Source organism: endosymbiont DhMRE of Dentiscutata heterogama (assembly GCF_002888635.2).
Classification (GTDB): domain Bacteria; phylum Bacillota_I; class Bacilli_A; order Mycoplasmatales; family CGIF01; genus CGIF01.
Genome location: NZ_LN828718.1, coordinates 405,332 through 424,069, shown reverse-complemented (window position 1 = coordinate 424,069; position 18,738 = coordinate 405,332). Strand labels below are relative to the sequence as shown.

Below are 18,738 nucleotides of genomic sequence, written 5' to 3'. Positions count from 1 at the left end.
AATATATATTATAATGTTATGAAAGATTGACAAGCATATGTAATTGTTGCCCCCATAGCTCTGATAATAGGAGCAATTATCGGTGGTTTTATCGTTCGTTATATTCTCAAGAAACAGATTGAAGAATGAAAAAAGAAAATAGAAACACCCGATAGAGAGCAAATAAGGAACATGTTAACTGCTTTGGGACAAAAACCTTCAGAAGAGCAAATAAACAGATTTATCAGAATGACCCAGAACCAATGCAAAAAAGAGACCCAAAATCCTAAAAAGGCTGCGGTGAAGAAAAAAAAGTAGATATTTATGAGGGTCGATTTATTTTTAGTTTGTGGTGGCTGTCAGAAAAGACATCAAAATTATCGGACTTCCAAGGCCAAAAAGCCCCAAGGGGAGAAATTAAGTTTAAAAAAATATTGTAAATTTTGCCAGAAAACGATAGCCCATAAAGAAGAGGCTATTAGCAGCGGAAAGAAAAAAAAGGCGAAATAAAAAACGGGGAGTTTTTATGCTCCCCCAATAATTAAGGATTTATCTTAATGAATAATGTTAGCATTATTTTGTTCTTAATTATTAGCAAATCATATGACTCGAGCAAGTAATACCCCAGCCACGCGTAGACGGCGAAAAAAAATTATCAAGCAAGCCAAGGGCTATTTTGGCTCCAAACGAAAATTATTTAGAACAGCCCAAGAGCAAGTAAACAGGTCACTGGTTTATGCTTATCGGGATCGAAAAGTGGAAAAGCGGCGCAAGCGTCAAGACTGAATAAGGCGCATAAATATTGCTTGCCGCAAACAAGGGCTTAAATATTCTAGATTTATGCGCTTAAAATTTTTAGCCCAAATCAAGTTAGATCGTAAACAGTTATCCGAAATGGCTATCCACCAACCCCAGCACTTTGAAGCCTTAATTAACAAGGTTCAAAATCCGTGATAAATTACTTGTTTTTAGCAAGAAAAAGCGTTAATTTATCTTAAAATTGCCATAACTTCGCACTGTACCTCGAACAATTTTTTTAGCCTTTTCAATATCATCAGTATTCAAACTAGGCATTAACTTTCGAGCAATTTCTTCTAATTCGGCTTCTGAAATTTCCTTTCTTTCTTTTTCTCGGGCTTCTTTTCTTTTTTCTTTTTCCCTTATCGTTTTATAATCATTGCGTCTATTTTTTAATAGATAAACACCAGGTGGCGTGCTAATGTTATAACTATGACTCTTATCGTCATAAACACTTATTTCCACGCTAACTATCTGTCCGTCCTTATCTTTTGTTTTATCGTTAAATTCCTTGCAAAATAAGGCCATATTTTTCAAAAAGGCTAAATTGGCACCTGGCTTGGCCTTACCACAAATTAGTTGAACTTTACTACGGCGAATTATTTTTGGCATATATTATTATTTTTATGGCAAAAATAACTAGATTACTTGTAATTTTGTCTTGTTGTAACCCGGACAACACATAAATTTTGCTTGCCATTTGGAGGAAGTGAGAGGATTCGAACCTCCGAATATGGATTAGATATTACTGGCTCTCCATGCCAGCCCCTTCAACCGCTCGGGCACACTTCCAAAAATGCTACATTAATAAAATGAGAAAATGACTGCTATTTTTTTTACTTTTTGTAGGCTTCTTGACATTGTTTTAATAATTTTTCGGCTTGCCCTTGACCTTCAAATTCTCCGACTTGCACTTTTTTATTTTCTAAATCTTTATAATGAGAAAAAAAATGTTTAATTTTTTTTTTTCGTAATTCAGGAATATCCTCTAATTTCCGAATGTGCTTCAATTCAGGTTCATTAATGTCAACCCCTATTAATTTGTCGTCCTGCTCGCCGTTGTCAGTCATTCTTAAAACTCCAATAATTCGCACCTTAATATATTCTCCTGCCCCACCAGTTTTTTCAGTTAAGCAAACGACGTCTAATGCGTCTCCGTCTGGTGCCAAAGTTCCAAAAATAAGACCATATTTTTCCGGATAATACATAGCAACTGACAAAACTCTATCTAATTCTAATTTTTTAGTATCTGGATTATATTCATACTTGTCCGAACTGCCTTTGGGTATTTCTACATACATTGCTACTTCCATATTATTATTTTTAACAATAGCGATAATTTTACTATAATATAGCCGAATGAGTCCTAAAGTCCTGACCAATAAGACTGTAATTGAGAGAAAGAAAAAAAATATTTGTTAATTAATTTTAGGAATAAAAGATCTGATTTTTAACTTAAAAACAAAGCAGTCAATTTTTCGACAATACTTTCTTTATCTTTCAGTAATACTACAACCTTTTCCGCATTTTGGTGTTTCTTTTCTTCCTCAAATAAAATATCATCATTCATTATTTTTCACTGTCTGGCGCCAATCAGAAAAACATTTTTTGGTTCTTGAAAAAGTTTTTCACAAATATTTTGATATTCTAATTGGTAGGTTTTAACTAAAAAATTTGCTTGGCTTTCAGTAAGAACTTTTAAAAGTAGAGCGTCTTGATATGCTAATAATAATTCGGTATCAGAAAAGAAATTAGGCTGTTGATTAATTGCTTGAGTTCATTTTGCTTTTTTTTGAGTAAAATCTTTATCAAGGAGATGATTCTCTTTTATCCATTGTCTTAAATCCTCGATGTCGATATAGCAGAGGTGAATTTTATCGTTCAAGGACCCAGCATTCATATAACATTTTTTTACTTTTACTTATTCAAGATTTTTGTTTAGCGATATGTGAAAATAATAAAATAATACATATGTCTAATTTACTTGCATGAACCAAAAAAATATTAATAAATTTAGGAACATTTTTAAAAGCCTTTATCTATCCATTGGCTACTTGTTTTTTTGCTATCCTTAATTACATAAAAATAGAGCAGATATTAACCGACAACAATCATCATAATTGAGCCACTTTTGCTCTCATTTTGTCTGTGGTTTACATTTTGTTTACTCTCGGTTTTGGTGCGTATTGAATATATTTAGCAATTAAAAATCCTCCTCCATATTTGTAAAAAGCATTATACTTTACTACCACTCTCCCTTGACCATCCACGAGGCACAAATTAGGTTTTATTTTTTAGCAACTTATTTCTCTCTACTCAATTTCTGTCGGCGGTTTTTTCGAATAATAAGGGCAACAGTCGCTAGCAGAAACCCAACCAAAACCGCAACCACAAGCATTTTGGGTCAAGTGGGCGAATCAGGCTGTTCGCCGGAAAGATCGCTAGTTTGTTCCAAACCACGAGCCATTTTTTGCTCCTTAATCAGAGTTACAATTCTATTTTTTAGATTTTCAATTTCATCCGGATTAACCAGACCCTTAATTATATTTTCAAAATCCTCATTTGCCCCTAATTCAATATCTTGGTCTCCGCCAATTTCTTTTTTAATGCTCTCAATGGCTTCATTAGCAATGTTATTTAATTTCTCTTTCTTTTTCTGGTCAATAACCGCTAACAAATTATTTTCAAAGGCTGAAATTTCCTCCACTCCAGTCAAACTTTCCAATTTTTCCTCCACTGTTGTGTAAGGAGCCAATGCCTCGTCTAATTCATTTTCTCCCACTGCTAATTTTTGGTGACCGTCGGTTAATTTACTTTTAATTTGCCCTTTGGCACTCGTAGCCGATTGTTTGACTAACTCTTTTTTCTTTTCCTCGGCTTCGGTTTCGCTTAAATCACCCGTATCTTTTTTTCGTTGAATTTCCTCGGCAATTAATTTAATTAATCTATTCTTTTCAGTTTCCCGTTCATTTTTGTTTTTTACTTGTAATTTTTTTCTTCAATCAGTTCCCAGAATGCTTTCGTTTAATCCACTGTCCTGCAACATTTTTTCGACTTCGGCAATTACTGTAGCACTGTCGGATGATTCGCGGGCCAAGAAATCATTAATCGTGGCCATAATTCTCACTTTTTCAGCCTGAATATCTGAACTGTCTTTATAACGATAACCCATTTTGAAATTAGTTTCCCAAGTATTACCTAGGATGATTGTTTCTCCTTTGTGATCCAAACCGGCATTTTGTAAAGTTTGCTTTATTTCGTCAATGGCGTCTTGTACCTCTGACAGCCGGTCTTGTTGCTGGTTATCGATTAAGTCCATCAACCGGTCTCTTTCAGTTTCAATCGCCAACTTACCTTTGAAATTGGCAAAATGGTTTTTTAAGTCGTCTGAATTGTTTATCCCTATCGCACCAAAAACCTCCTGTATAAGCAGACTTTTTTGTGCTAATAGTTTATTAATTTCTTTACGAGCCAAATATCTTCAAATTTTATCCAAGTCTTCGGCTTTAAACCGGTCAACATCGGCATCACTGGCCCCTTGGTAGCGATTTTCTCAGCCATTCGGTAACTTAACAATATTATTGCTTGAAGAAAGAGCACTTAAAATATCTTTTATTTCCCTAATGGCGGCTTTTCAGTAATCGTTGGATGGTGGCGGAGAGTTATTGTTGTTTCCGCCTCCACCGGTGCCGGTGGCCTCGGCTTGGGCTTCAGCAAAAATCTGCCCCACATCTCTGTTAAACTTATCCCCATCTAATTTTCCGTATTTCATTTGGGTATAAGTATCCCGCACTACATCAGCACCATAACTATCCTTTCCCATCTCTTTCACTAATTCTAATTCTCCTAGCCGATTTAGTTTGTTTCGGAATAAGGTCTTCATGGCCGGCAAAAAGGGGTTTCATCAATCTTTTCCTTCTAATTCTCCTAATTTGGTCTGAATTTTTTTCTTATAGAGAATGAAAATTTTAGCATTTTCTATTACTGTTTGATAGGCTATGTGATTTGGATTAGTCTCATGAATCGATTTGATGCCTCGTTTGCTAATTCCTTTTTTGTTAGTTCCGGGTCAACCTTGCACGAAATGAAAAGTTTCGGTTTCGGCTGCATCTTCGTTCCCACTTAACAAATCCTAATCCGGCAAGTTTTTTAATTTAGTTAAATTAACTGCTTGGGCTGCTTGCTCTGTTGTCGGACCACCCTTCAGAGCTGCATCTTTTAAGGCATTTTCTACTTTCTCTAAATAGTCGTTTACTTCGTCTAAAGAATTCTTTTTCCAAACTTCCTGTTTGAAATTGGCATAAGCCCCTAATTCGGTTTCGTTTATGATCCTATTACTTAAATGTCCTTCTCCCCACAATTCCGTTTGCAAAGGACGCAACTTGCCGTAAACGTAAACTACAAAATTAGCGAAACGACCCAGATATTTTTTGCTGGTTGCTCCATCTACCCTACCGGCAATGAAAGCATTGCTAGGAAAACAAGTTGCTTTTCAGCGGCTAACATCTACACTTTGGCCTCCCCATTCTTGACCGGTAGAACCATCATTAGTCATAGAACCGCCACTGGGGTCGGTGCGGTTGGCTAATTCAGCCAGCCTTTCCTTGGTTTTACGTCGAATGGCATCCGAAGCGACATCGCTAATGTTATTCCGATAAATTTTATCGTATTCTAGTTTAGCAGCATTATTAATCAATATGGTTCAAGCTTCTTCTACTAACATCCTTTGGTCACTAGTTCCTCCGCGGTCGGGGTGGGCCTTAATAACGGCTCTAAGGTAAGCCTTGCGAATTTTTGTCCCTGCTTCATTATAAGTATCACCAGCGTTTGAACCTGTTTGTTTTTTTTCCACTTCTTGATTCAGCAATTCATCAGCCTTGAGACTTAAAATCTGATAATAATCTTTACCCGTAACGTTAATTTTTTTCCCACTAGCAGTAATTACTTTTTTTAAAAAGGCTTCTGAGAACCCTTGATATAGATTTTGATTTACCATTTATTTAATTTATTTTAAAGTTTTATTATTGTTATTGATACAGAGAGAGAGCATTTTATATCCCTTTCCTCTATCTATAATATAATTTTATTTATTATTTACTGGGGTGGATAATTGACTACAATTTGCAAGTGATATTTCTCAATCCCTAAACCTGTTTTTAACTGTTCTTGTAGTCATTTTACCTCCTTATTTTTATTTTTCAATTGTTTTTCCAATGCTTCTATTTTTCCTTCTCTCGTACCTCCATATATTGTTTGTTTTTCTAGTTTAATTTTAACTTTTAAGCCGTCGGAAATTACTATTTTCCTTTCTAGCCAGTTTTTAAAATCTTTTCAGTTTGCCATAATTTTCTTATAACTTATTCAAGCACTATTTTTATATATATGGAAGCCTCCGAAGCCAATAAAAAAGCCCACTTTTAAGCAATCTTATACTTCTCCGCAAGTTTTTTTTTATCGCAGTCCGGTTTTAATAGACTTTTTATCGGTTCGTAGGTTTGGCGATGTAAATCGCAGATTCCATGCTGGAAAATAGCAGCCAAATGGGCGTTATTAGGGTAGCCTTTATTGCCAAATCAATCGTAGAGAGGATACTTTTTGTGAAGTTTCTGCATAATGGTGTCTCGGGTTACTTTGGCAACAATTGAAGCGGCGGCGATATTAATGGATCGTCGATCGCCACCTACCACACTGACAATTTTAAATCCTTCCATCACAACTTTCTCTTGGCCGTCCACTAGGCATAAATCGGGTTTATTTTTTAGGTTAGCCAGAGTCTCGGCCATGGCTTCTTTGGTGGCCGCAAGAGGGTTTTTGGTTTCTACCTCTCGGGCGCTTTTAGCAATAATATTATATTCCAGGGCCTCTTTTTTGACGAGACGATAGGCTCTTTTTCTTTGGCTGGGATTAAGTATTTTTGAATCTTGAATTAAGGGATTTTGAAAGCCGGTTGGTAGGACAACAGCAGCAACTATTATTGGCCCCGCCAGAGCCCCGCGCCCGGCTTCATCAACTCCTGCGATTATTGGATAATCCTTTCAAAACCTTAATTCCAGGTCTAAACTTTTTTTTACCATTTTATTTGCCACCACGGAATTTATCTGGTGGTGATAATTAATGTAATTTTAACTAAAATGATTAATTTTGGAGTAAATAATTACTAATTCATTCTATTAATTTTTCTTTTTCCACCAAAAAATCTTGTCTTTTTTGGCAGTCTTTTATTGCTATTTTACCGCTTTTTAATTCTCTTTCTCCCACTATAATCAATATTTTTGGTTGGTAATAGTCAATAATTTTTGCTAGCGATTTTAGTGTTTTAATTTCTGGGTTATAATCCATTATTAAAGGACATTTTTTTAATTCCTCTTTTCAAGCCAAGATATCTATGTAGGACTCCGGTACGACCGCCAAGAAAAAAATGTCGACCTTATTGTCAATTTTCAGCAACTTTTTCTCTGTCAAATAATCCACTAATCTTTCAATCCCGATAGCTAAACCTATAGCTGGGGCATTTATGCCCCCTATTTCTCGGTAAAGATTATCGTAACGACCCCCGCCTAAAATTGCTTTCTCAGTTCCTAAATCGACCTCAAAAACCAATCCAGTATAGTAATCTAAACCTCGCACCAAATGATAATCATATTGATAAGAAAAATTAAATTTGTCTAAAATCCGGTTGAGTTCATTTATATAATTGTTATCTTTTTCACTCCAAGTATTCTTATAAGAAGGATATTGATATTTATTTTTACAAAGCGAGCAATCTAGTATTCTTAGAGGATTAGTTTCATTTCTCCTTTGACAATCAGCGCATAAATCAGGAGCAGTATTTTTAATAAAGTCTTTTAATTTTTTTTTGTATCTTTCTTTGGTTTCGTTGTTGCCTAAATAGTTCAATTTAAAACTAAAATCTTTAATCCTTAAACCACGCAAAATATCGGCAGTTAAGTTTAATATTTGATAATCGGCAATAGCCCCGTCGGCATTAATTAATTCCACCCCCAATTGCCAAAATTCCCGATATCTCCCCTGTTGTGGTCGTTCATAACGAAACATATTGGCCCAGTAATATAATTTCAGCGGATAACCTTCTCTAATTAATTTATTTTGACAAACCAGACGGACCATGCTGGCGGTCCCCTCCGGTCGTAATGCTAATTCTCGCCCTTTTCGGTCAAGAAAAGTATACATTTCCTTGTGAATGATATCGGTCGTGGAACCCAAGGAAGTGGTGAATAACTCTTTTGCTTCAAAAGTGGGGAAAATTATCGGTTGATAATTGTTTTGATGAAGTATTTCAGCAACAATTTGTTGTATTTTCTGATAAATTAGCGAGCGAGGTGGATAAATGTCTTGGGTGCCACGCGGTTTATTAGGAAGGGTCATTAATATTTTTTATCTCCTTTTGCTCCTTCGCCAGAAAAAAATAACCGCAATTAATAGTAAAAAAATTACTATTCCCCCACCAATAACTAATCCATAAGGAAAACTATCTTTTTGGGGATTTTGGTTTCCCGACTTTCGCTCATTCTCTTCTTTTTCTCTTTTTAATCTTTCTAACTCTCTTTCTAATTCATCCTTTTTTCGCTCTTCTTGCTGGCTATCAATGGAATTAGGATTTTGTTGCTGCTTTTTTTCTAATTCTTGCTTGACTGTGCTTAATTGATTTTGTAAATCTTTCATCTTCTCTTCCAGTTCAGAATTGTTTGAGGAAGAAGGTTTTTTTCCTCTCCCGCTCCCTTTTGAGCCGTTGGAATTATCATTATTACCTGTATTATAATTGTTGTTTGTGTCATTCCCATTACCGTTGCCAGAAGGGGATTTTTGATGTTCTTCTTCTTGTTTGATAAAATCCTCTAATTCTTTTACTTCTTCCTTTAAATCTGAATAAAGTTTATCACTAATAACCGAAGGATATTCCTCTCTTATATCAGTAAAAAATTCTACAAACTTGCCAGAAAGTTTTTTAATCACCTCAAACTCTTCCTTAGTGGGATGAGTCTTACTTTTCTCTCATTTAAGACAAAAATCATTATTTATCCAAAGATATTCAATAAAAACCCAAGCCGCATTTTCTGCAAGCTCTTTGTCAGTTTCTTGTTTAGTAAGATCTTTACCTTCTTTCATTATCTCTGCCAATAAATCATAGGCTTTTTTTAGGGAAATTGATTTACTTTTTCGACCTTCGCTTAGGGATTTATAAGCAGTTTCTAACTTTATTTTATACTCTTCTACATTAACCATCATAACCTAAACTTATCATTATTCCCCAAAACTTTCAATTACAATTTTGTTGTGTGTGTGTGTGTGTTTGTATATCATACTTATAATTTTATTTACTTTATTACAATACTTAAATTAAATGTTAACTATTAAGATTTATAGGCTCTCTTTTAGAGAACGGGGAACTTGTCGTTCTTATCCTAAATCTTAAACTGATTGGGGGATGCCTGACCCCACGGCATGAAGCCTTTACTATGATTAACTTTTAAATTGGTTAACATAATATTGTTTGTTAGATGGCAATTATCAACGATTATCCTCTTGATAAACCACCTTTTTCTTTTTGCCTCGCATTAATAATCAGACTGCTAAACCACCAACTGCCAAGACTCCGACTATGGAAAAACCGATAAATCAAGGATTTTGATATCATTTTCCTTTTGATTCCACAGTGGTGAATTTGTCAAGGGATTTTCCAAGAAATTCCACTCACGAAAGCCCGCCGGAATTGCCATTTCCTACTGATACTGAACCAAAAGTATTGACCGGAGATATAAACGATAGCCCAGTTCCGGTATTTTCAGCCGGGTTGTTGTTTAAGTCGTGCAATTGCCGAGAAGTGGAAAATCTTTGAGTAATTGACTGCTTCTCGCTCGTTGAAACATTATTATTAACCTCCTCATTGGCTAAACGGTTAATGTGATTAGTTAAATTAACCAGCAAACTGCGAGCCCGATTTTCTAGATTGGCTTTTAGAGACGCTTGAAGAAGGGTCTCCTTCATTATATTTTCTCCATATTCGTATCCCTTTTTGTATGCCTCTTTTGGTGGCAATTTATCGAAACTAGCCAACTTTTTCAAATCAAACTTTTCCACTGCAATTTCGCAGACTTCAGCCGTTAATTTTACCGCCTCAGCCAACAATTCCTCATCAAGCAAAGCGTCCAGGAAATTAATGACTGAACTGGATAACTCTTTCAATTGTGGGTATTGGCGAAATTCGGTCGGAGCATAATTGTTCAAATATTCAGCAATTAGACTTTTTGCTTTCTCTTTGGCAACATAAATTTCGTCAGCACTGAGATTTTTGAAAAGGTCTATTACTTTTTTCACCATCTCCACTGCTTGTTGGCCGGTTAAGCTTTTGCCCGTGAAAGCAGTATTGATAGCCATGGATTTTAATTGATTAACTTTCTTGACTAAACTTTTTTCAGCCTTGTGGTAGGCACCGGCATCTAGTTTGCGGGTCTTTTTGTTAGCCGCAATTTTATTCAACTGTCGGGTGTATAATGGCACTAAAGATAACATTTGTTGGCCTCGAGGATTTTTTTCTTTCGCTAAACGCACACTTTCCTGCAAGATTTCCTGGCTAAACACTGCCGCAACCAAATCCACGTATGCATGAAGCAAATTTTTCATTTCATTTTGTAAATTGCTTGGTATTATTTGACCTGTTGTTGTTATTTTCTCATCAATTCACTCTTTAAGGATTTCTTTACTCACTATCTTAAAATTTCGTCATTCAGTTTGATTCAAATTACTTATTGTCTTTATTAATTCTTCACTTTCTCGTTCATTTATCTTCTTGCCCTCTAATCCGCTTATTATTATATTTCTTAAATATTCTTTATTTGTGATTTCTTGTGTCATATATATATATATATATATATAGTTTTATGGTTATTTCATTGTATAAGATTATTTTTGTTAATTAATTTTCCGTTTTTTAATTCTCTTTATCATCATACTCATTAATATCATTTTAATATTTTAACGACAAGAATGCAACCCTTAAGTAATTATTATTAAATCTTTTTTTCTCTTCAGGTTACCGCTTTTTTTGTTCTGTGATTTTCCCATTGGGAAACCACTTGGGCTAAAATAATCCCGCAACTAACTGAAACATTTAAAGAACCAATGTTATTACTCATGGGAATATAGAGAGAATTGTCGCTTTTTTTGATTAAATTTTTTCTAATCCCTGTGTGCTCGTTGCCAAAAATTAAGCAAATGGGAAAACTAAAATCGAATTTGCTATATTCAATGACTCTGGGCTCACAAACAGTAGCAATAATTTGATAGTCGTTTTTTTTTAACTCATTCAGTGCTTCGGGCAGACTGGCAACTTGGCAGACCGGAATTTGAGCCACCCCCCCTACCGAGACTTTAACCACCGTGCTATTAACTGGCACCTGATTTTTTTTGGCAATAATGATTCCATCAATATTAAGAGCCGCAGCCGTCCGCAAAACGGCCCCAAAATTATGAGGGTCCTCAATGCCATCCAACATGATAATTAAAGGAAATTTACCTCTTGGCTTACAAGATAACAAAGAAGCAAGCGAAACATAATCATAATTCCGAATAAAAGCCACTATGCCTTGGTTTTTTTTATCGGTGCTATAACGAGCAAATTGTTCTCTATTTAATAATTGATAAGATATTTGTTTTTGGGCCAGAAGTCGCAATAATTCTTTGTCTTGGTGGTGTTCTGTCCGTAAAAGTATTTTTTTGAAAGAAAAATAAGGAGAGTGGAGCAAATTACGGACAGTATGATTACCAAAAGCGATAAAAGTCATTGATTTATTTTTTTCAGTTTAGGGACAAAATTGGGCTGTTTTTTTGATTCGAATGGTCCCTTCGCAATTTAAGTTTTACAAGAAAATGGAAAAGTAGAGAAAAAACTGTATACCAAAAAACTACGGTTATGATTAACCAAATTATCCCCGCCTGTCAACTCGGCGGCCAACTAAAACCTAAAAACTTACTTCGTCCGGCTCGTTGCTCGGTTCCATTCGCATACTCGCCTCTAATCCAAAAAAAAGGCGGATAAGGATAATCAGGGGGATATTTATGAGGAAAACTGGGGGGGTGCTTTGAAAAACTGCTTACTAATGGTCGTAGCATCAAATAAAAAAGATAAATAGTGGGATTAGACAAATTGGCAACCAAACCTAATCATTTTTTTTTGGCTAATTTGTCAACTTGGCAATATTTTCAAAAATAATAAAAAACCAAACCTGGTGCTAAAACATGCCAAAAAAAATTGTAAAAAAGCCAAATGTAAATGGTCTTAACATCACCAAGTAAAGGATAAGTTATCATCGGTTTTTTAAACGCTGTATGGAGTGTCAAGTAAAAGCCACCACCGCAAAAAATTACTCCACCGAGTAAATTAGTTTCAACAACTATTAAATCTCATATTTGTTCACCAAAACCGCTTTTTTTTCTTTTGGAAGCAAATATTTTGTAAATCGCTCATGGCACTGTTAACAAGGAAGTCCAAGCCGATCATCAAGTAAAGGCTCATAATCAATATCTTAATTCGGTTAATTTGACATTATGGCTGGTGTGTGTGGCCTGGTCGTAAAAGGCAGAAAGAATAACCGGAAAAATATGAGAAAAAATAATGATTAAAAGAGGAATAATCTTTTTGGTGGATTTTTTTTGTTGAGTGGTCATTAATATAAATTATTTTTCTCCTGTTTTACAATAACCCTCTATCAATTTAATAACTGGCTCTCATAAATCGATTTCAAAAGTACTTGTTTTACCTTGTAAAACCATAGCAATTCTTTCTAATCCAGCTCCGGTGTCGACGCATTTTTCGGCTAATGGCAAATATTCTTCTCCTTTTTGGTAAAACTCAGGAAAGACAACATTACAAATCTCAATAAAACGCTTATTATCCAATTCCTCAATATTTTTTGGCACATTTTTTTCGGGACGAAAATCAAAATAAATCTCGGTATTTGGTCCGCAAGGACCATTACCCATGGACCAAAAATTAGTTTCTTTGTTTCCAAAAAGAATATGATCATCTTTTACGCCCCGTTTTTTTCAAACTTCCAAACTTGTCTTATCGTTTTCTCATACAGTAATAAAAAGATTTTTTGGATTCATATTTAATCATTGTGGAGAAGTAAATCATTCTCAAATAATTGGAATGGTTTCCTCTTTAAAATTGCCACCAATGGAGAAAATACCTAACATTTCAAAAAGGGTTTGGTGATAAGATTGGGCGTTAATATTAGCCAAATCATCGGTGCGGATTACTGGCTGACAATTAACTAAATTGCGAGCCGGAGCCAAATCTGGGTTATTAAAATATTTCTTTAAAGTAGCCACCCCTGAATTAATTCATAACAAAGACGGATCATTTTGGGGAATGAGCGAGACAGTTTCTAGTAAGTGGTAGCCTTTTTGTTGAAAAATATCTAACCAACTTCGGCGAACATAATTAATGGTGCATTTGTCATTTTTATTCATTATTATTTAATTTTAAAATAATTTTAATTAAAAAAATCTTTTATAGTAGCAAACACATAAGTAAAATATTATGAATGAAATTGAATTGACCCAGGAGCAGAAAGATTGTGTAGAGTATCCACTTAACGAGCGAATTTTGATAATTGATGCTGACCCTGGCACCGGCAAAACTGAGATTTTAAGACATCGAGTTAAATTTATTCATCAACAAAATGAAAAACGGAGAAAGTTTATTTTAGTTTTAGCGGTTGGCAAGAACATTAGTTTATCAATAAAAAGAAAATTAAAAGAAGCGGGGCTAAAAAAGATTCACCACAGTTTAAGATCAGTAATACCCGAATTCTCTCATAGAATTCCTCCCTGTGATGACACAGATTGTCCCAAATGCCAAGAACACAATCAGCCCATAATTTTGACTAGCACTGTTCATTCCTTAGCCTATTGGATGATTAGACAGTTATTTGCCAAAAAGTTTCAAGAAAAAAGAAAAATTCATGTCTTAACCAATGCTTATAAAAAAGACTTAAGTTTGCTCTATCAAAACAATAACTTCCCTAAAATCAATGAAAAAATTCATTGAACCACTCAAGAAATTATTACTCGCAAACGCCGCATTTTCAGTTTTTTAATTAATCAAATCACCAAAGAAAAATTAACCAAAGAAACCAAAAAAGAGTTATGGGACATTTTTCGTCAGGAAATTGAAATCGAGCGGGAAAGTGAGCCTTACTATCATTGAAGTATTAATGGATATGAGGATTTTTTGGCCCGAATTGAAGGTTTCTATCCGGACAACGAGTTAAATTTGTACTCCGAGTTGCTGGCTATTTGTCAAGAAAACCAAACCAAAAATATCTGATTAAGTTTTGAAGATATGATTGAAAATGTTCTACTTTTTGGCAACCGTCCTGATACCCCGACTAATTGACCGGCATTTGACTACATTTTAGTTGATGAGTGCCAGGACTTAAAAAGAAATCTACTGACCCTGATTACGGAAATATTTAGCCATAAAGAGGCCAATTTTACTTTCGTGGGTGACCCCAAGCAAAATATTATGGCTTTTGCGGGTGCTACTGACGATATTTTTCAATTACTAAAAGAAAAATTTCCCGATTGCGTTCAAAAAGAAATATCAATCAGTTTTCGGGTTCCGGAGGAAATTGCAGTCATGGCTAATGATTTCACCCGGAAGTTTATGTCCCGGCGTAAGCCAAAATTGGCCACTAATAAAACTAATGGTGGCAAAAATCCGGTGGTTTTTTTGGCTGGCTCGGAGCAAGGTTATCAATTAACTGAGGAAGAGGAAAATAAAATTGAAGAAAAACTCAAAAGTATCCCCTGAGAAAAAGAAGAAAGCGAAATTAAAAAAAACCGAAAAACAGAAAAATTAAGAAGTAAATTAATTAAAGAAGAAATATGAACCAAAAAATTGCGTCGGCAGGTGGAATTCATTCTCTCAATAATCAATCAATTGGATAAATCTTTTTCTCGCGTAATCCTCTATCGCAAAAATGAAATTGGTAATTGGCTGAAAAATTGGTTCATTGAAACTAATAATCATGACTTCGTGGTGGTGGGGGATAATCAAAACCGGTTGGTTAAGTTTGTTATTAACAAAATTCGGGACGAAATAAAAAATCGACCCTTTTCCCTCTCCTCGTTTAACTCTATGGAGGATTTTCTGATCCATTTGAAAATAAATTGAAAAAGTATCTATAAATTTCAGCAAATAATCGAAAAATTCGACCAAGAAAGATTACTGGATGAAGAAAGGGCTGAAACGGGCTTGACAGAAGAAGAAATTTACGAATTTACTCGACAGATTGATAAGCAATTAATAGAAAGGAATATTGAAAATGCCGGTAAAACCAGACTTTCTTCGATTCACAAGGCTAAAGGATTAGAATTTGACTACGTTTTTTTAATCGCGGTCGACGAAGAAACTCTACCTAGTGAAAACCCGTTAGAATGGGAAGAAGTAAATTTGTTTTACACAGCCATAACCCGAACCAAAAAAGAATTATATTTGACTGCTAGTTGTTGAGATGAATGCTCGCGGTATCTCAAATGTTTGGACCGTAATCTAATTGAATTATTGCCGACCGATTTGTCCCAAATAACCGCCAGTTACCATAGTTCAAACCATCAACATTCAAATCCGACTCGTTCAATAGCCGAAATAATGGGAGATGAGGGAGAGAAAAAAGTATTTGAATTTTTGGCTAATAACAAAAAAATCAAGTGGGAAAAATTAGTGCGAAATTGACAAGAAATTGAAGGTTTACAAATAGACATTTATGGAGAAACCAAAGAAAAAGTCTACTTTATTGAGGTTAAAAATTGAAGCGAAGCCTTTTATTATTCACCCACCGAAAATTTTCACCATCAGCAAAAAATTTGGGACCAACAAATTACTCGCCAAGAAAAAATTGCGGAGGATTTTAATTCCAGCAAAAAAATTGTTTATTTGGTCAGTTTTCCCACCGGTGAACTTGCTAACGATTTTAAACTTTTCCTTAACCAAAAGGGAACCATTGAATTACTAGCGGCTCACCATGACAAGGTTCACACTAAAACTTGGAAAACTGAATATAATATTCTACGAGTAGATGAATCAATTGCGGAAAAAGAAAAATAGATGAGAATATTTTGTTGGACAAAGATTATTAAGGAAATTAGGAGAGATAATCAAAAAAAATGGTACAAGTTAGCCAATAAAGAAAGTGTTGCCAGGAGCAAATAATAAACCAAAAGATTTCTAATTAGTGAATATTATTTCTATTCAACTTTTGCCTGGCTTATATCCTAAGCATTCTCCAAGCGATAACCATTTTTTTGCTGAGAAGCGGAAATTAATAATTTGTGGAGATTTTTCTGATTAGTAGCAAAATCAAGGTCAAGATAAGGATAACGGATAATAACGACGAAATTATTATGAGAGTGGTTGCCGTTCGTTTGGCAACTGTCCTGATTTTTTTTCAAGTAAGATATTATCATTTCCCGAACTTGCCTTTTATAGCGATTACGTTCAACCGCCTTTTTTAGCAGTTTTTTGGGTGTGCTAATGCCAAATTGGCAATTATTTAAATTATTGGCTAGAAAAAAAACCACAAAACTAGGATTGACCAACTTCTTTCCTTTCGTGATTATGGTTTGAAATTGCCAATTTTTTCGTAGACGATGAGGTCTTCACAGCATCAGGCTTATATATTAAAATTATTTAATAATGAAACGGACCTACCAACCCAAGAAAAAAAAAAGATTGAGAAAGCACGGATATCTGGCCCGGAGCGAAAAAATTTTGCAGGCTCGTCGTCGGAAAGGTCGCTGACAACTGAGTGTGAAAAAAACCTTAAAATATATATCCTAGTCAAATATGGGTAGTAAAAAAGAATTTAAAAATAAGAAATTAGAAGTAAAGAGGTTAGATAAAAAAACCTTTCAGAGAATAAAAGAAGAATTTAAACAGTATCAAAAATATTTATTTGGATTAATTGTTGTATATATCGTTTGTTATTTTATTTGGTTTAATGTAGCCGAAGGGATTGGTGATTTTTTACATTCACACAGATACGACAAAAATAGTCGAGTTTTGGTCATTGGTATTGCTATATTACAAGGATTATTATTTAGTTTAGATGGTTTTGTAACGGCTTTACTAAAATCGCCTTTTAATCAAATGTGTTATGCTATTAACAAGTCAGAAGGGATACCATATAAAAAGAAAAGGCATATAATAACATTGGCTACTAGATCTAACGAGCACTGTAAGGAAACGCTTAAAAAAATGGGTATGTTGACTATTGTGATTGAGATGATAAGAATTTTTATTATGGGAAAAGGTATTATTGATAAAGATTTAGAACCTCATGGTAGTTGACTACTTTTGAGTTATCTTATCCCCCTAGTTTTCACAGCGTTCGATATGATGTCAATTGCCCGAGAATTAAAAAAAATTGAAAAATTACAAGTTGACAGACATGCTAAAAATAAGCCCCTTGCCAAACAGTCTGATTAGAACTCGTTTTGCACCCAGTCCGACCGGAGAATTACATATTGGTGGGGTCCGAACGGCACTTTTTAATTATCTTTTTGCCAAACAAAATGACGGTCAGTTTATTCTCCGTATTGAGGATACCGACCTAGAAAGAAATCGAGAAATATTTGTTAATAATTTATATGAGGATTTACTATGGTTGGGATTAAAGCCCGATGAATCGATTTTTCAAACCGGCCAACACGGTCCTTATCGGCAAACGCAAAGATTGGATGTTTATCGGAAATATATCGAAAAGTTATTAGCCGAAAAAAAGGCCTATTATTGTTTTTGTTCTCCGGAGGAATTGGCTCAAGAAAGAGAAAAATTCAGCCAAGAAAATAAACGAAGCAATTATCAATATTCCCGGAAGTGCTTACAATTAAGTGAAAAGGAAACCCAATCATTTCTCCACCATAAAAAATCTTACGTTTTGCGCTTAAAAATTCCCTCCGCTAAAAATTACTCTTTTACTGATTTAGTGCGGGGAGAAGTCAATTTTCGGAGCCAAGACATTGAAGATTTTGTGCTTCTTCGCCAAAATGGCATTCCTAATTTCAATTTTGCGTGTGTGGTTGACGACTACTTAATGAAAATTAGCCACGTTTTACGAGGTGAGGAGCATTTATCCAATACTGGAAAACAATTAGTCTTATACGAAGCCCTGGGATGAAAACCGCCTTGGTTCGGCCACATTTCAATAATTCTTAACCAAGAAAAAAAAAAGCTTTCCAAACGGGACCCTGAAACTAGTCAATGACAACTAATCAGTCAATTACGAGCCAAGGGATATTTACCGGAAGCAATTGTTAATTATTTGCTCCTTTTAGGCTGACATCCCGGAACCACCCAAGAAATTTTCACTCTGCGAGAGGCAATTAAGGAATTTAAATTGTCCGGATTACATGCCAGCGGAGCCGTATACGATTTAGAAAAACTTAATTGATATAATAATTGCTACATTCAGCAATTAGGAGAAAAAGAGTTCGCCGAATATGCTTGACAATTTTTAGGTGAGAAAAATATTGATTGATTAAAATCCGAAAAAGAAAAAAAAGAATGAGTAAAAGAAATCTCTTGGTTATTCCGGCCACAACTGAATTATTTTGCGGAATTAATTAATTTAACCACTTATTTTTTTCAAAGGCCCGCTCAAAAAATTAAAATTGAGGAAAATGAGGTCTTGTGATTGAAAGAATTGAGAGAACAATTGAATCAATTAGCCAAATGGGAAGTAGAAAATATTAAATCAGTTCTTAAATCGGTTTGTTTAAGCAACCAAGCCCCCCAAAGAGATTTTTATCTCTTGGTGCGAAAAGTATTGACAGGAACCGACAAAGGACCTGAATTGCCTCATGTTATTTACTTATTAAATAAGGAAGAAGCGGAAAAAAGATTTAAAATAATAAATATAACAAAAAAATAATTAC

The 18,738-nt window shown here is 34.7% G+C and carries 22 protein-coding genes and 1 tRNA gene; 8 read left to right on the top strand and 15 right to left on the bottom strand.

Annotated elements, in window-relative coordinates; translation table 4 throughout:
* Window positions 1-18: 18 nt before the first annotated feature.
* From DHMRE_RS02670 to rplT, 3 genes are all read left to right on the top strand, one after another.
* Window positions 19-297 carry a YneF family protein gene (locus tag DHMRE_RS02670; protein WP_322632163.1) on the top strand — a complete coding sequence of 93 codons (279 nt, stop codon included), beginning with the start codon at window positions 19-21 and terminating at the stop codon, window positions 295-297.
* 6 nt (window positions 298-303) lie between these two features.
* Entirely contained in the window at window positions 304-489 is a 186-nt protein-coding gene (gene rpmG / locus DHMRE_RS02665; protein WP_322632162.1) for a 50S ribosomal protein L33, read from the top strand.
* A gap of 93 nt (window positions 490-582) precedes the next feature.
* Window positions 583-936 (top strand): 50S ribosomal protein L20, encoded by a 354-nt coding sequence (gene rplT / locus DHMRE_RS02660; protein ID WP_322632161.1) that lies wholly within the window; start codon window positions 583-585, stop codon window positions 934-936.
* 27 nt (window positions 937-963) lie between these two features.
* Here the strand turns inward: rplT and DHMRE_RS02655 are convergent, their stop codons facing one another.
* From DHMRE_RS02655 to DHMRE_RS02640, 4 genes are all read right to left on the bottom strand, one after another.
* Window positions 964-1,389 (bottom strand): hypothetical protein, encoded by a 426-nt coding sequence (locus tag DHMRE_RS02655; RefSeq protein WP_322632160.1) that lies wholly within the window; start codon window positions 1,387-1,389, stop codon window positions 964-966.
* 89 nt (window positions 1,390-1,478) lie between these two features.
* A tRNA-Ser gene (locus DHMRE_RS02650) sits at window positions 1,479-1,569 on the bottom strand.
* A 44-nt stretch (window positions 1,570-1,613) separates the two neighbouring features.
* Window positions 1,614-2,090: an inorganic diphosphatase gene (locus tag DHMRE_RS02645; protein ID WP_322632159.1), complete on the bottom strand. Its 477-nt coding sequence runs from the start codon at window positions 2,088-2,090 to the stop codon at window positions 1,614-1,616.
* Window positions 2,091-2,227: 137 nt separating this feature from the next.
* Window positions 2,228-2,677 carry a hypothetical protein gene (locus DHMRE_RS02640; protein ID WP_322632158.1) on the bottom strand — a complete coding sequence of 150 codons (450 nt, stop codon included), beginning with the start codon at window positions 2,675-2,677 and terminating at the stop codon, window positions 2,228-2,230.
* A gap of 71 nt (window positions 2,678-2,748) precedes the next feature.
* Between DHMRE_RS02640 and DHMRE_RS02635 the strand changes: the two genes are divergently transcribed.
* Window positions 2,749-3,006 (top strand): hypothetical protein, encoded by a 258-nt coding sequence (locus DHMRE_RS02635; protein WP_322632157.1) that lies wholly within the window; start codon window positions 2,749-2,751, stop codon window positions 3,004-3,006.
* A gap of 73 nt (window positions 3,007-3,079) precedes the next feature.
* Here DHMRE_RS02635 and DHMRE_RS02630 read toward each other — a convergent pair whose 3' ends face one another.
* From DHMRE_RS02630 to DHMRE_RS02585, 10 genes are all read right to left on the bottom strand, one after another.
* Window positions 3,080-4,906, bottom strand: a complete 1,827-nt coding sequence (locus tag DHMRE_RS02630; protein WP_322632156.1) for a hypothetical protein — start codon at window positions 4,904-4,906, stop codon at window positions 3,080-3,082.
* Window positions 4,907-4,909: 3 nt separating this feature from the next.
* The gene (locus DHMRE_RS02625; RefSeq protein WP_322632155.1) at window positions 4,910-5,773 is read right to left on the bottom strand and encodes a hypothetical protein; all 864 of its coding nucleotides are present in this window, start codon (window positions 5,771-5,773) and stop codon (window positions 4,910-4,912) included.
* A 98-nt stretch (window positions 5,774-5,871) separates the two neighbouring features.
* The gene (locus DHMRE_RS02620; protein WP_322632154.1) at window positions 5,872-6,120 is read right to left on the bottom strand and encodes a hypothetical protein; all 249 of its coding nucleotides are present in this window, start codon (window positions 6,118-6,120) and stop codon (window positions 5,872-5,874) included.
* A 74-nt stretch (window positions 6,121-6,194) separates the two neighbouring features.
* Window positions 6,195-6,851: a ribonuclease HII gene (locus DHMRE_RS02615; RefSeq protein ID WP_322632153.1), complete on the bottom strand. Its 657-nt coding sequence runs from the start codon at window positions 6,849-6,851 to the stop codon at window positions 6,195-6,197.
* Between the two features lie 61 nt (window positions 6,852-6,912).
* A complete protein-coding gene (gene hisS / locus DHMRE_RS02610; RefSeq protein WP_322632152.1) occupies window positions 6,913-8,163 on the bottom strand; it encodes a histidine--tRNA ligase in 1,251 nt (416 codons plus the stop codon).
* 9 nt (window positions 8,164-8,172) lie between these two features.
* Window positions 8,173-9,024 carry a hypothetical protein gene (locus DHMRE_RS02605; RefSeq protein WP_322632151.1) on the bottom strand — a complete coding sequence of 284 codons (852 nt, stop codon included), beginning with the start codon at window positions 9,022-9,024 and terminating at the stop codon, window positions 8,173-8,175.
* 279 nt (window positions 9,025-9,303) lie between these two features.
* Window positions 9,304-10,650: a hypothetical protein gene (locus DHMRE_RS02600; RefSeq protein WP_322632150.1), complete on the bottom strand. Its 1,347-nt coding sequence runs from the start codon at window positions 10,648-10,650 to the stop codon at window positions 9,304-9,306.
* 155 nt (window positions 10,651-10,805) lie between these two features.
* The gene (rlmB, locus tag DHMRE_RS02595; protein ID WP_322632149.1) at window positions 10,806-11,579 is read right to left on the bottom strand and encodes a 23S rRNA (guanosine(2251)-2'-O)-methyltransferase RlmB; all 774 of its coding nucleotides are present in this window, start codon (window positions 11,577-11,579) and stop codon (window positions 10,806-10,808) included.
* Window positions 11,580-11,583: 4 nt separating this feature from the next.
* A complete protein-coding gene (locus DHMRE_RS02590; protein ID WP_322632148.1) occupies window positions 11,584-12,462 on the bottom strand; it encodes a hypothetical protein in 879 nt (292 codons plus the stop codon).
* Between the two features lie 9 nt (window positions 12,463-12,471).
* Window positions 12,472-13,269 (bottom strand): alanine--tRNA ligase-related protein, encoded by a 798-nt coding sequence (locus DHMRE_RS02585; RefSeq protein WP_322632147.1) that lies wholly within the window; start codon window positions 13,267-13,269, stop codon window positions 12,472-12,474.
* Between the two features lie 70 nt (window positions 13,270-13,339).
* On the opposite strand from DHMRE_RS02585, the gene DHMRE_RS02580 reads away from it, so the two are divergent.
* Window positions 13,340-15,910, top strand: coding sequence for a UvrD-helicase domain-containing protein (locus tag DHMRE_RS02580; protein WP_322632146.1), 2,571 nt, complete (start codon window positions 13,340-13,342; stop codon window positions 15,908-15,910).
* Window positions 15,911-16,077: 167 nt separating this feature from the next.
* Here DHMRE_RS02580 and rnpA read toward each other — a convergent pair whose 3' ends face one another.
* Complete coding sequence (gene rnpA / locus DHMRE_RS02575) at window positions 16,078-16,470, bottom strand: ribonuclease P protein component (RefSeq protein ID WP_322632145.1); 393 nt, start codon at window positions 16,468-16,470, stop codon at window positions 16,078-16,080.
* Window positions 16,471-16,498: 28 nt separating this feature from the next.
* On the opposite strand from rnpA, the gene rpmH reads away from it, so the two are divergent.
* The 3 genes from rpmH to gltX are packed head-to-tail and all read left to right on the top strand — an operon-like array spanning window position 16,499 to window position 18,734.
* Complete coding sequence (gene rpmH, locus DHMRE_RS02570; protein WP_322632144.1) at window positions 16,499-16,642, top strand: 50S ribosomal protein L34; 144 nt, start codon at window positions 16,499-16,501, stop codon at window positions 16,640-16,642.
* A 6-nt stretch (window positions 16,643-16,648) separates the two neighbouring features.
* On the top strand, window positions 16,649-17,290 hold the full coding sequence (locus DHMRE_RS02565) for a hypothetical protein (RefSeq protein WP_322632143.1): 642 nt from the start codon (window positions 16,649-16,651) through the stop codon (window positions 17,288-17,290).
* Window positions 17,253-18,734: a glutamate--tRNA ligase gene (gene gltX / locus DHMRE_RS02560; protein ID WP_322632142.1), complete on the top strand. Its 1,482-nt coding sequence runs from the start codon at window positions 17,253-17,255 to the stop codon at window positions 18,732-18,734. Before DHMRE_RS02565 ends, gltX begins: the two co-directional genes overlap by 38 nt.
* Window positions 18,735-18,738 lie beyond the last annotated feature (4 nt).